Source organism: Streptomyces sp. NPDC126497 (genome assembly GCF_040302425.1).
Taxonomy (GTDB): Bacteria; Actinomycetota; Actinomycetes; order Streptomycetales; family Streptomycetaceae; genus Streptomyces.
Genome location: NZ_JBEORT010000001.1, coordinates 72917 through 84672, shown reverse-complemented (window position 1 = coordinate 84672; position 11756 = coordinate 72917). Strand labels below are relative to the sequence as shown.

Here is an 11756-nt window from a genome sequence, read left to right as displayed (position 1 = left end):
ACGGGGGGGGGGGGGGGGGGGGGGGGGGGGGGGGGGGGGGGGGGGGGGGGGGGGGGGTGGGGGGGGGGGGGGGGGGGGGGGGGGGGGGGGGGGGGGGGGGGGGGGGGGGGGTCGGGGGGGGGGGGGGGGGGGGCGCCCCCCCCCCCCCCCCCCCCCCCCCCCCCCCCCCGGAGGGTGGTCAGGCCCCGGCACGGCCGTTCAGCACGGCCAGTGGTGTGTCCGCCAGGCCCAACTCACCGGCTTTCTCGATCAGTTCCTGGAACCGTCCGGTGTCCTCACCGCCCTGCCCCATCAGCCGCATCAGCAGCGCGGAGACCGTGAGGTTCTGCACGTCGGCGGTGGAGACGGAGCCCAGGATCCGGCTCAGGTCGTCGGTGAAGCTCGCGGAGCCGTCCAGCCAGGGCCCGGCGAGGGCCCGCGCGGTCTCGGAGTGCTGGACGAAGCCGTCCACGCCCTTGCCGAGCGCGATCGAGGAGACGAGGCGGTCGAGGAAGACCGACTCCCCGCCGACGATGCTGATGTCCGCGTTCTCCAGCCCGGTCGCGAGGACGGTGGCCTGCGCCTCGGCGACCTGCCGCTGCACGTCCAGTCCGGCGAGCCGGATGTCCTTCTCGGCCTCCAGCCGCAGCCGGTACTCCTCGTGGCCGCGGGACGCCTCGTCGAGGGCGGCCATCGCCGCCGCCTTCTCGGTGAGGCCGGCCGCCTCGGCGCGGAGCCTGCCGCCGATGGCCTCCGCGTCGGCGAGGGCCTTGGCGCGCGCCCCCTCGGCCTCCGCGCGCAGCCGGGCCTGGGTGGCCTCGGCCTCGGCGCGGCCCGCCTTCTCGATGACCTCGGCCTCCTTGTCGCGGATCTGCACGGCGGCCAGTCCCTCGGCCGCGGACTCCGCCTGGACGCCCTCGGCCAGCCGCAGCTTGGCCCGCGCGTCGAGGTCGGCGGTCTTCAGCCGGGCCTCGGCGAGGGTGAGTTCCTCGGCGGCGCGGTGGGTGGCGGCCCGCTCGGCGGCCTCCGCGGCCTTGATGTCCTTGACCAGCTGCTCCTGCGCCTCGGCCTCCGCGGCGATGATCACGGCCTGGCGCTGCCGCTCGGCCTCCTCGACGGCCCGCAGCTTCTTGATGGACTCCTCCTGCTCGGCGACCGTGCGGTCCACCGCGACCCGTTCGCGGACGACCTCGGCGATCTCCCGCTTCTCCGCCTCGACCTCCTTGTCGGCGGCGATCCGGGTCAGCTGGGTCTCCCGCTCGCGGGCGATGACCTCCAGCAGGCGGTCCTTCTCGATGCGCTCGCTCTCCACGGCGATGACCCGCTCGCGGTTCTTGGCGGCGACGGCGACCTCGCGGGCCTGGTTCTCGCGCTGCACGCCGAGCTGCTCCTCGGTGCGCAGGAAGGCGCTCTGCGCGCGCAGCCGCTCCTCCTCCACCACCCGCGCGGTCTCGGCCTCCTCGCGGGCCCGTACGGTCTCGATCTCCCGCTTCTGCTTGATCTCGGCGTCGGCCTGCCGGCGCTCCAGCTCCAGGATCGCCTCGCGGGCGTCGACGTCCTGCCGGGTGATCTCCTTCTGCTCGTTGCGCTGGGCCTCGTTGGTGCGGACGTGCTCCACCGCCGTCAGCTCGGTGATCTTGCGGATGCCCTGCGCGTCGAGGACGTTGCCCGGGTCGAGCTGGGCCAGCGGCGTCTGCTCCAGGTAGTCGATCGCGGCGTCCTCGAGGTGGTAGCCGTTCAGGTCGACGCCGATGACCTCGATGATGCGGTACCGCAGTTCCTCGCGCTTGGTGTAGAGGTCGGTGAAGTCCATCTGCTTGCCGACGGTCTTCAGCGCCTCGGAGAACTTGGCGTGGAACAGCTCCTGGAGCGTGTCGCGGTCGCTGGCCCGCGCGGTGCCGACGGCCTGGGCGACCTTGATGACGTCGTCGACGGTCTTGTTGACCTTGACGAAGAAGGTGATGCGGATGTCCGCCCGGATGTTGTCCCGGCAGATCAGGCCCTCCTTGCCGGCCCGGGTGATCTCGATGGTCTTCACCGAGATGTCCATCACCTCGGCCTTGTGCAGCACCGGCAGCACGACCGACCCGGTGAACGTCACGTCGACCCTGCGGGTCCTGGAGACGATCAGGGCCTTGCCCTGCTCCACCTTGCGGAACAGCTTGGAGACGACGAGCAGGCCGATGAGCAGGAGCAGCAGGGCGACGCCGGCGAGTACGGCGATGCCCACGGTGGCGGCATCCATGGGGCACGTCCTTCTGGGCTGGAATGCGGGCGGAAGTCGGGTGGGGCGGCGCCCCGTCGGACGAGGCGGGTGCGTGTCCGGTGGAGGAGGAGACGGCGCGGCGGGCGCCGCGGTTCTGCGCCGGGCGCGGACGGACGCCGTCCGCATCCGGCGCGCCCTTCCGCCCACCGCTCACGTCGCGGGGGTGCACCGCTCCCCTCCGGGTCCCGGCCCGGGCACCTGCCGGTACCCGGCACCGGAACCGTCCGCGGTGCTCCCCGCGGACCATGCTGCCCGTGTGTGACGCACCCGCGCATTGCCGGTGTCCGGCAATGTTCATTAGGGTCTGGGTTCCGGTGTGACACATCCGACGCGTCAGGGAAGCGTCAAGAGTGGGGGGAAGACGTGGCGGAACGGGAGATCCCGGAGGAGTATCTCGACGGCTATGCCCGCATCCTGGCCGAGGTCGCGGCCACCGGCAGACGCCTCACCCGGGACGAGATCGCCTCCCGGCGGGCCCTGGGGGAACGGGCCGCGGAGGCGGGCTTCGGTCTGCGTTCCCTCGTCAACGCGCACCTGTCCGGCGCCCGCGGGACGTGGCCGCGCGGCACGGACTCCGTCGACGGCGTGCTCGCCGCCGTGCAGCAGGTCGTGGACGCGTTCGCCGAGGGGTACGAGCGGGCGCAGCGGATGGCGGTGCGTCAGGAGGAGGCGGCGCGGCGGGAGTTCATCGACGACCTGCTCTACGGCCGCAGTGACCTGGGGCGGCTGGCGGAGCGGGCCGAGCGCTTCGGTCTGCGGCTGTCCCACGAGCACGCGGTCGCCGTCGCCCGGGGCCCGGTCGCCTACGACGAGGGGGACCCGGTGCCGCGGCAGGTGGAGCGCGCGCTGATCTCCCGGTTCGGCAACCGCAGCATCCTGCTCACCACCAAGGACGGACGGCTGCTGTGCGTCGCGCCCGGGCACCAGCGGGAGGTGCTCACGTACTTCGCGAAGCAGGCGCACGCCGCCACCGACGGCGGCCAGGTCGCCGTCGGGCGCCCGCAGCCGGGGCCCGGCGGTGTCGTCCAGTCCTACGAGGAGGCGCTGAACTCACTGGAGATAGCCGAGCGCCTGGGGCTCGACGAGCCGGTGCTGCACGCCGCCGACCTGCTCGTCTACCCCGTCCTGGCCCGTGACCGGCAGGCCATGGCCGATCTGGTGCACAACACCCTGGGACCGCTGACCGGGGCCCGCGGCGGCGCCCGGCCCCTCCTGGACACGCTCACCGCGTACTTCGACTCCGGCTGTGTCGCCGCGGAGGCGGCCCGGCGGCTCTCGCTGAGCGTGCGCGCGCTGACCTACCGCCTGGAGCGGATCCACAAGCTCACCGGCGCCGACCCGTCGGACGCCGCCCACCGCTACATGCTCCAGACGGCGGTGATCGGCGCGCGCCTGCTGGACTGGCCCGCCGGCGAGCTGTGAGGGAGGGGCCCGGGTCAGCCGTCGACCAGGGTGATCTCCTGCTGCCGGACCGCGTGGAAGACGGGCAGCACGGCGATGCCGCTGGGGCGCATCTCCAGGAGGGTGGCCTCGACGTGGGCCCGGCCCGCCTCGAGGGCGCCGGCGGGCACGTGTCCGCTGTTCTCCCAGCGGTGCTCCTCGCCGTCGCACACCGCGCGGGTGCCGCCGACGGAGTGGCGGATACCGGACGAGGGCCGGCCGACCGCGGAGCTGACGTAGACCGGGCCCTCGCTCTCGTGGCAGCGGTAGGTACCGGAGAGGGTGACGAAGCCGTCGGCCATCCGGCCCTGCGGGTCGACCGTCACGGACTCCGCAGGGTCGGAGGGGGCGGCCGACGCCGCCGAGGGGGCCGCCGCGGCGAGACCCAGCAGCAGCAGCGCGGACCCGGCCGCCGCGCCGAGGAGGGGACGTACGGACATGGGAATCCTCCCGGATGGAGTGGGATGAGGGATTCCACCAGTACCCGGCGCAGGGGGTGCGGCCGGTCATCGTCACCCCTTCGGTGGCGAGTCGGCCGCGGCCCGGACCGGTCCGCCCCTCAGGGCAGCAGGGCGAACCCGTCGAGTTCCACCAGGGCCCGTTCGTCCCAGAGGCGGACCACCTCGACGACCGCCATCGCCGGGTAGTCGCGGCCGGCCAGTTCCCGCCAGAGGCGGCCGAGCTCACGGGCGTGGGCGCGGTACGCGGCCACGTCGGTGGCGTAGACGGTGACGCGGGCCAGGTCGGCGGGGGCGCCGCCGGCCGCCCGCAGGGCGGTGAGGAGGTTGGCCAGGGCCCGCGCGAACTGTGCGGGCAGGGTGTCGCCGGCCACCTGACCGTCGGCGTCGAGCGCCGTCTGGCCGGCCAGGAACACCAGCCGGGAGCCGGTGGCGACGACGGCGTGCGAGAAGCCGGCCGGCGGGGGGAGTTCGGGCGGGTTGACGCGTTCGGCGCTCACCGGTCCTCCAGGTTCCCGTACAGCTCCTTGGCGATGATGCCGCGCTGGACCTCGCTCGCCCCCTCGTAGACGCGGGGCGCGCGGACCTCGCGGTAGAGGTGTTCGAGCAGGTGCCCGCGCTGCAGGGCGCGGGCACCGTGCAGCTGGACGGCCCGGTCGACGACGTACTGCGCGGTCTCGGTGGCCAGCAGCTTCGCCATCGCGGCGCGCCGGGGGACGTCGGCGTCGCCGTCGTCGTACGCCGTCGCCGCCGCGTACACCATCAGCCGGGCCGCCTCCGTGCGCAGGGCCATCTCGGCGACCTGGTGGGCGACGGACTGCAGGTCCCTCAGCTTGCCGCCGAAGGCGTCCCGCCGGGCGGTGTGGGCGAGGGTGGCGTCCAGGGCCGCCTGGGCCATGCCGACCGCGAAGGCGCCGACGCTGGGGCGGAACAGGTTGAGGGTGCCCATGGCGACCCGGAACCCCCGGTCCACCTCGCCGAGCACGTCGTCGGCGGTCACCGGCACGGCGTCGAAGGCGAGGGCGCCGATGGGGTGCGGGGAGAGCATGTCGAGGCGGCTGCCGGTGAGGCCGGGGCGGTCGGCGGGCACCAGGAAGGCGGTGACGCCGCGCGCGCCGGCGCCGGGGGTGGTGCGGGCGAAGACCGTGTAGAAGTCGGCGTCGGGGGCGTTGGAGATCCAGCACTTCTCGCCGCTGAGCCGCCAGCCCCGCCCCGGGGCGGCGCCGGCGGCCGGCTCCGCCGTGAGCGACAGCGCCGCCGCGTCCGAGCCGGCGCCCGGCTCGCTCAGGGCGAAGGCCGCCACCGCGGTGCCGTCGGCCACCCGGGGGAGCCAGCGGGCGCGCTGGGCCCCGGTGCCGTGCGCGTGGACGGGATGGGCGCCCAGGCCCTGGAGGGCCAGGGCGGTCTCCGCCTCGGTGCAGACCCGGGCCAGGGACTCCCGCATCAGGCACAGGTCGAGCGCCCCCGAGGCGAACAGGCGGGACAGCAGGCCGAGGGAGCCGAGTTCGGCGAGGAGGGGGCGGTCGACCCGGCCGGGTCCGCCCTTCCCGGCGAGGGGCCGCAGCCGCCGCGCGGCCAGCTCGCGCAGCTCCGCGCACCAGGCGAGCCGTGCCGGGTCGAGCGAGAATGCGGTCATCGCCGGTCCCTTCCCTCGCCGCTGGGCCACTCCCGAGGTTATCGCGAACCGTTGACCGTCGTCACCGACGCGATACGCTCCTGGTGCGAGCCCACCACACCGAGGGGGCGAACCGTCATGAACCCACGGGCCACCGCACACGTCGACACCTTCGCCCGCGACCACCTCCCGCCGCCCGACCAGTGGCCCGAGCTCCGCTTCGACCTGCCGGAGCTGCGCTACCCCGAGCGGCTGAACTGCGCCGCACGGCTGCTGCACGGCCCGCCCGGGGACCGCCCGGCGTTCCACACGCCCGACGGCACCACCTGGACCTACGACGAGCTGCGCGCCCGCGTGGACCGGCTCGCGCACCTGCTCACCGGCGACCTCGGGATCGTCCCCGGCAACCGGGTGCTGCTGCGCGGCCCCACCACGCCGTGGCTGGCCGCCTGCTGGCTGGCGGTGCTGAAGGCGGGCGCGATCGCCGTCACCGTGCTGGCCCAGCAGCGCCCGCACGAGCTGAGCACCGTCTGCGGGATCGCCGGGGTCCGTCACGCCCTGTGCGACGTCAGGTCCGTCGACGACCTCGCCAGGGCCGACGTGCCGGGCCTCTCCCTCACCACCTACGGCGGCGACTCCCCCGGCGACCTGCTGAACCGCCCCGCGCCCACGACGCCGTACGAGGCCGTGCCGACCGCGGCCGACGACGTGGCGCTGATCGCCTTCACCTCCGGCACCACCGGACGCCCCAAGGGCTGCGCGCACTTCCACCGGGACGTGCTGGCGATCGCGGACACCTTCTCCCGGCACGTGCTCAGGCCCGTCCCGGACGACGTGTTCGCCGGCAGTCCCCCGCTGGGCTTCACCTTCGGTCTCGGCGGCCTGCTGGTGTTCCCGCTGCGGGCCGGGGCGAGCGCGCTGCTCCTCGAACAGGCGAACCCCGACCGGCTGCTGTCCGCGATCGCCGCGCACCGGGTGACGGTGCTGTTCACCGCGCCCACCGCCTACCGCGCGATGCTCGCCCACCTCGACGGCCACGACGTCGCGTCACTGCGCCGCTGCGTCTCGGCGGGCGAGAACCTGCCGGCCGCCACCTGGCGGGCCTGGCACGAGCGCACCGGGCTGCGGATCATCAACGGCATCGGCGCCACCGAACTGCTGCACATCTTCGTCTCCGCCGCCGACGAGCACGTCAGACCCGGCACGACCGGCCTCCCGGTCCCCGGCTGGCACGCCCGGGTGCAGGACGCCGACGGGGTCCCCGTGCCCGACGGGGAGCCGGGACTGCTCGCGGTGCGCGGCCCGGTCGGCTGCCGCTACCTCGCCGACCCGCGCCAGCGGGAGTACGTGCGCGGCGGCTGGAACGTCACCGGCGACACCTACGTCCGCGACCCCGACGGCTACTTCCGGTACGTCGCCCGCGCCGACGACATGATCATCTCGGCCGGGTACAACATCGCGGGCCCCGAGGTCGAGGACGCGCTGCTGCGCCACCCGGACGTGGTCGAGGCGGCGGTGGTCGGGCGGCCGGACGAGGCGCGCGGGCAGGTCGTGGTGGCGTACGCGGTCCTCGCGCGGGGCGCGCGGCGCGACGCCGAGGCGCTGCGCGCCTTCGTGAGGTCCGAGCTCGCCCCGTACAAGTGCCCGCGGGAGATCGTGTTCCTGGACGCCCTGCCGCGCACGGCCACCGGCAAGCTCCAGCGGTTCCGGCTGCGCGCCCCCGCCGGGGCGGGGGAGGACCGGGCGTGACGCCCGGCGGACCGTGTCCCTCCGCCACGACTTAAGATGATCAACGTGTCCGACCAGCAAGCCCCCCACGCGCCGAGGTCCCTCATCGTCACGTTCTACGGCGCGTACGGCCGCTCGGCGCCGGGCCCGGTGCCCGTCGCCGAGCTGATCCGGCTGCTGGCCGCGGTCGGCGTGGACGCCCCGTCCGTCCGCTCCTCGGTGTCCCGGCTCAAACGGCGCGGCCTGCTCGTCCCCGCACGCACCGCACAGGGCGCGGCCGGTTACGAACTGTCGCCCGAAGCCCGCCAGTTGCTCGACGACGGCGACCGGCGCGTGTACGCCACCGACCCGCCCCGGGACGAGGGCTGGGTGCTCGCCGTGTTCTCCGTGCCGGAGTCCGAGCGGCAGAAGCGGCACGTGCTGCGCTCCCGGCTGTCCCGTCTCGGCTTCGGCACGGCGGCCCCCGGCGTGTGGATCGCCCCCGCACGGCTGTACGAGGAGACCCGGCACACCCTGGAGCGCCTGCGCCTCGACTCCTACGTCGACCTCTTCCGCGGCGAGCACCTGGGTTTCGCGCCCACCGCCGAGGCGGTCGCCCGCTGGTGGGACCTGGCGCGGATCGCCGAGCAGCACGAGGCGTTCCTGGACCGGCACGCGGGCGTCCTGCGCGCCTGGGAGCGGCGCACGCAGACTCCGCCCGAGGACGCCTACCGCGACTACCTCCTCGCCCTGGACTCCTGGCGCCACCTCCCCTACGCCGATCCGGGCCTGCCCGCCGCCCTGCTGCCCGCCGACTGGCCGGGCGCCCGCTCGGCGGCCGTCTTCCGCTCCCTGCACGAGCGGCTGCGGGACGCGGGGGCGGTGTTCGCCGACCTGTAGCCGTCCGGGCCGGCGCGGCGCGCGCGGGGCTCGTGGCGTCCGGGTCAGCCCCCCGGGGCGAGACGGGGCCGGGGGGCGTCCGTGCGGCCGGTCCGGGGCCGTCTGCTGCCCGCCCGGTACGGTGCCGGCCAGACCGCGCCCGGCCCCTCGTAGCCCTGCTCGGCCGCCGCGTGGAGCGTCCAGTGGGGGTCGTAGAGGTGGGGGCGGGCCAGCGCGCACAGGTCCGCGCGGCCGGCCAGGATCAGGGAGTTGACGTCGTCCCAGGAGGAGATCGCGCCGACCGCGATCACCGGGACGCCCGCCTCGTGCCGGATCCGGTCGGCGAACGGGGTCTGGTACGAGCGCCCGAACTCCGGCTGCTCGTCGGCCACGACCTGCCCGGTCGACACGTCGATCGCGTCGGCGCCGTGCGCGGCGAAGGCACGGGCGACGGCGACCGCCTCCTCGGCCGTGGTGCCGCCCTCCGCCCAGTCGGTGGCGGAGATCCGCACGGTCATCGGCCGCTCCCCGGGCCACACCGCGCGCACCGCGTCGAACACCTCCAGCGGGAAGCGGAGCCGCTTCTCCGGCGAGCCGCCGTAGGCGTCGGTGCGGCGGTTGGTCAGCGGGGAGAGGAAACCGGAGAGCAGGTAGCCGTGGGCGCAGTGCAGTTCGAGCAGGTCGAATCCGGCCCGCGCGGCGCGCCCGGCGGCGGCCGCGAACTGCTCCCTCAGATCGGTGAGCTGGGCCCGGGACAGTTCGCGCGGCACCTGCCCGCCGGGCTTGTACGGCAGGGGCGAGGCGGCGACGAGGGGCCAGTTGCCGTCGTCGAGCGGCTCGTCCATGCCCTCCCACATCGGCCTGGTCGAGCCCTTGCGCCCGCTGTGGCCGAGCTGCACGCCGACCGCGGTGCCGGGCGCCCGTTCGTGCACGAAGCCGGTGATCCGCCGCCACGCCTCGGCCTGCCGCCCGGTGTAGAGGCCCGTACAGCCCGGGGTGATGCGTCCCTCGGGGCTGACGCACACCATCTCGGTCATCACCAGTCCGGCCCCGCCGAGCGCACGGGCGCCGAGGTGCACGAGGTGGAAGTCGCCGGGGACGCCGTCGACCGCCGAGTACATGTCCATGGGCGAGACGACGACCCGGTTGCGCAGGGTCAGCCCGCGCATCCGGAACGGGGTGAACATCGGGGGCGTACCGGGCGGGCAGCCGAACTCGCGCTCCACGGCCCCGGTGAAGCGGGCGTCGCGCAGCCGCAGGTTGTCGTGGGTGACGCGACGGCTGCGGGTGAGCAGGTTGAAGGCGAACCGGCGGGGCGGTTCGTCGAGGTACAGGTGGAGCTGCTCGAACCACTCCAGACTGGCCCGGGCCGCGCGCTGGGCGGAGGCGACGACCGGCCGGCGCTCCGCCTCGTAGGCGGCCAGCGCGGCCTCGGGCGAGGGGTGTTCCTCCAGGCACGCGGCGAGCGCCAGCGCGTCCTCGACGGCGAGCTTGGTGCCGGAGCCGATGGAGAAGTGCGCGGTGTGGGCGGCGTCGCCGAGCAGCACGACGGTGCCGTGCGACCAGCGCTCGTTGACGACCGTGCGGAAGGTGGTCCACGCCGAGTCGTCGGACTTCAGCGGACGCCCGCCGAGCGCGTCGGCGAAGGTCTTGGCGCAGCGTCCGACCGACTCACCCGCGTCCATCCCGTCGAACCCGGCGGCCCGCCACACCTCCTCGCGCATCTCGACGATCACGGTGGAGGCGTCGGTGGAGTACGGGTAGCCGTGGAGCTGCATCACGCCGTGCTCGGTCTCGGCGGTCTCGAAGCGGAAGGCGTCGAAGGCGAAGTCCGCGGCCAGCCAGATGTAGCGGCAGCGGTGCGCGGTGATCCGGGGCCGGAAGACGTGGGCGAAGGCCTCGCGCGTGGTGCTGTGCACCCCGTCGGCGGCCACCACCAGGTCGTACGTCTCCGCCAGCCGCGCCGGGTCGGGGGCCTCGGTGCGAAAGCGCAGGTCGACCCCGAGGGAGCGGCAGCGCTCGTGCAGGATCTCCAGCAGGCGGTGCCTGCCGAGGGCGGCGAAGCCGTGTCCCCCGCAGGTGTGGCGGACGCCCCGGTGGACGACGTCGATGTCGTCCCAGCGGACGAAGTCCCTCTGCAGCGCCGCGTGGACCTCGGGGTCGGCGTGCTCGATGCCGCCGAGGGTCTCGTCCGAGAGGACGACTCCGAAGCCGAAGGTCCGGTCGGGGACGTTGCGTTCCCAGAGGGTGATCTCCCGGCCGGGGTCCAGGCGCTTGAGCAGCGCGGCGGTGTAGAGGCCGCCGGGGCCTCCGCCGACGACCGCGATGCGTCGGGGGCGGTGCGTCGTTCCGGGCGGGCGCGGGTCCGTTCCGGTCGACCGCGCCCGTGCGGCGGTGGCCGCGGATCCGGAACGGTCCCGCGCCCCCGGAGGAGTGGCGGTCCCCTGCGTTGCGGGCATCGCCTCACCTCCCTCGCCACTTCGGCGGGCGCTTCTCGGTGAAGGCGGCGTGGAACTCCGCGTAGTCCTCGCCGTTCATCAGGAGGGCCTGGGTCGACGCGTCGAGTTCGACCGCCGCCGACAGCGGCATGTCCAGTTCGGCCGTGAGGAGGGCCTTGGTCCGGGCGTGGGCCAGGGCGGGGCCGTCGGCCAGGCGGCGGGCCAGGGCGCGGGCGGCCTCGTCGGCGCCGCCCTCGTCGGCGAGCGCGCCGACCAGGCCGATGCGCTCGGCCTCCGGTGCGCGCACCGTGTCGCCCAGCATCAGCAGCCGGGTGGCGTGGCCGAGACCGACCACCCGGGGCAGGAGGTACGCCGCGCCCATGTCACCGCCCGACAGGCCGACCCGGGTGAAGAGGAAGGCGAAGCGGGCGCCGGGGTCGGCGACCCTGAAGTCGGCGGCCAGGGCGAGGACCGCGCCGGCGCCCGCCGCCACCCCGTGCACCGCGGCGATCACCGGGAACGGACACTCCCGTACCGCCCGCACCACCTGGCCGGTCATCCGGTTGAAGTCGAGGAGCTGGGCGGTGTCCATGGCGAGGGTGGCGCCGATGATCTCGTCGACGTCGCCGCCGGAGCAGAAGCCGCGCCCCTCGCCGGCCAGCACCAGGGCCCGCACGGTCCGCTCCCGGGACAGTTCGGCCAGCAGGTCGCGCAGGTCGGCGTAGGCGCCGAAGGTGAGCGCGTTGAGCTTGTCGGGGCGGGCGAGGGTGACCGTGGCGACGCCGTCGGCGAGGTCGACGCGCAGGTGCTCCCAGTGGGCGGTGCGGGCGGCGGAGCCGGTGAAGGGACTCATGAGGGCGGCCTCCTGGGGCGGGCGCTGCGCTGCTCAGTGAGCTCTGCCCGACGAATCTATCACTCTTCGGTGACTGTCGTCACGGGTGCGCGATACACCGTTCGGGCGGGGCCCCGGGACC

9 protein-coding genes are annotated in these 11756 nt (G+C 75.0%); 3 read left to right on the top strand and 6 right to left on the bottom strand.

Features of this window, described 5'->3' with window-relative positions:
• Positions 1-178: 178 nt before the first annotated feature.
• A complete protein-coding gene (locus tag ABTY20_RS00355; protein ID WP_351994770.1) occupies positions 179-2224 on the bottom strand; it encodes an SPFH domain-containing protein in 2046 nt (681 codons plus the stop codon).
• Positions 2225-2608: 384 nt separating this feature from the next.
• On the opposite strand from ABTY20_RS00355, the gene ABTY20_RS00350 reads away from it, so the two are divergent.
• On the top strand, positions 2609-3667 hold the full coding sequence (locus ABTY20_RS00350) for a PucR family transcriptional regulator (protein ID WP_351994769.1): 1059 nt from the start codon (positions 2609-2611) through the stop codon (positions 3665-3667).
• Positions 3668-3681: 14 nt separating this feature from the next.
• On the opposite strand, the gene ABTY20_RS00345 is transcribed toward ABTY20_RS00350, so the two are convergent.
• From ABTY20_RS00345 to ABTY20_RS00335, 3 genes are all read right to left on the bottom strand, one after another.
• On the bottom strand, positions 3682-4125 hold the full coding sequence (locus tag ABTY20_RS00345) for a DUF6299 family protein (protein ID WP_351994768.1): 444 nt from the start codon (positions 4123-4125) through the stop codon (positions 3682-3684).
• A gap of 119 nt (positions 4126-4244) precedes the next feature.
• Entirely contained in the window at positions 4245-4643 is a 399-nt protein-coding gene (locus ABTY20_RS00340; RefSeq protein WP_351994767.1) for a RidA family protein, read from the bottom strand.
• Positions 4640-5779: an acyl-CoA dehydrogenase family protein gene (locus ABTY20_RS00335; RefSeq protein ID WP_351994766.1), complete on the bottom strand. Its 1140-nt coding sequence runs from the start codon at positions 5777-5779 to the stop codon at positions 4640-4642. The genes ABTY20_RS00340 and ABTY20_RS00335 overlap by 4 nt, the downstream gene beginning before the upstream one ends.
• Before the next feature lie 117 nt (positions 5780-5896).
• On the opposite strand from ABTY20_RS00335, the gene ABTY20_RS00330 reads away from it, so the two are divergent.
• Positions 5897-7507: an AMP-binding protein gene (locus tag ABTY20_RS00330; RefSeq protein ID WP_351994765.1), complete on the top strand. Its 1611-nt coding sequence runs from the start codon at positions 5897-5899 to the stop codon at positions 7505-7507.
• A gap of 36 nt (positions 7508-7543) precedes the next feature.
• Positions 7544-8365, top strand: a complete 822-nt coding sequence (locus tag ABTY20_RS00325; protein ID WP_351994764.1) for a PaaX family transcriptional regulator — start codon at positions 7544-7546, stop codon at positions 8363-8365.
• Positions 8366-8409: 44 nt separating this feature from the next.
• Here the strand turns inward: ABTY20_RS00325 and ABTY20_RS00320 are convergent, their stop codons facing one another.
• Positions 8410-10803 carry a bifunctional salicylyl-CoA 5-hydroxylase/oxidoreductase gene (locus ABTY20_RS00320; RefSeq protein WP_351994763.1) on the bottom strand — a complete coding sequence of 798 codons (2394 nt, stop codon included), beginning with the start codon at positions 10801-10803 and terminating at the stop codon, positions 8410-8412.
• Positions 10804-10807: 4 nt separating this feature from the next.
• Positions 10808-11635 (bottom strand): enoyl-CoA hydratase family protein, encoded by an 828-nt coding sequence (locus ABTY20_RS00315; protein WP_351994762.1) that lies wholly within the window; start codon positions 11633-11635, stop codon positions 10808-10810.
• Positions 11636-11756 lie beyond the last annotated feature (121 nt).

Bases quoted from the DNA above. Each gene is read 5' to 3' on its own strand.
- ABTY20_RS00320 (WP_351994763.1), bottom strand. From the start codon at position 10,803: ATGCCCGCAACGCAGGGGACCGCCACTCCTCCGGGGGCGCGGGACCGT.
- ABTY20_RS00335 (WP_351994766.1), bottom strand. From the start codon at position 5,779: ATGACCGCATTCTCGCTCGACCCGGCACGGCTCGCCTGGTGCGCGGAG.
- ABTY20_RS00355 (WP_351994770.1), bottom strand. From the start codon at position 2,224: ATGGATGCCGCCACCGTGGGCATCGCCGTACTCGCCGGCGTCGCCCTG.
- ABTY20_RS00345 (WP_351994768.1), bottom strand. From the start codon at position 4,125: ATGTCCGTACGTCCCCTCCTCGGCGCGGCGGCCGGGTCCGCGCTGCTG.
- ABTY20_RS00325 (WP_351994764.1), top strand. From the start codon at position 7,544: ATGATCAACGTGTCCGACCAGCAAGCCCCCCACGCGCCGAGGTCCCTC.
- ABTY20_RS00315 (WP_351994762.1), bottom strand. From the start codon at position 11,635: ATGAGTCCCTTCACCGGCTCCGCCGCCCGCACCGCCCACTGGGAGCAC.
- ABTY20_RS00330 (WP_351994765.1), top strand. From the start codon at position 5,897: ATGAACCCACGGGCCACCGCACACGTCGACACCTTCGCCCGCGACCAC.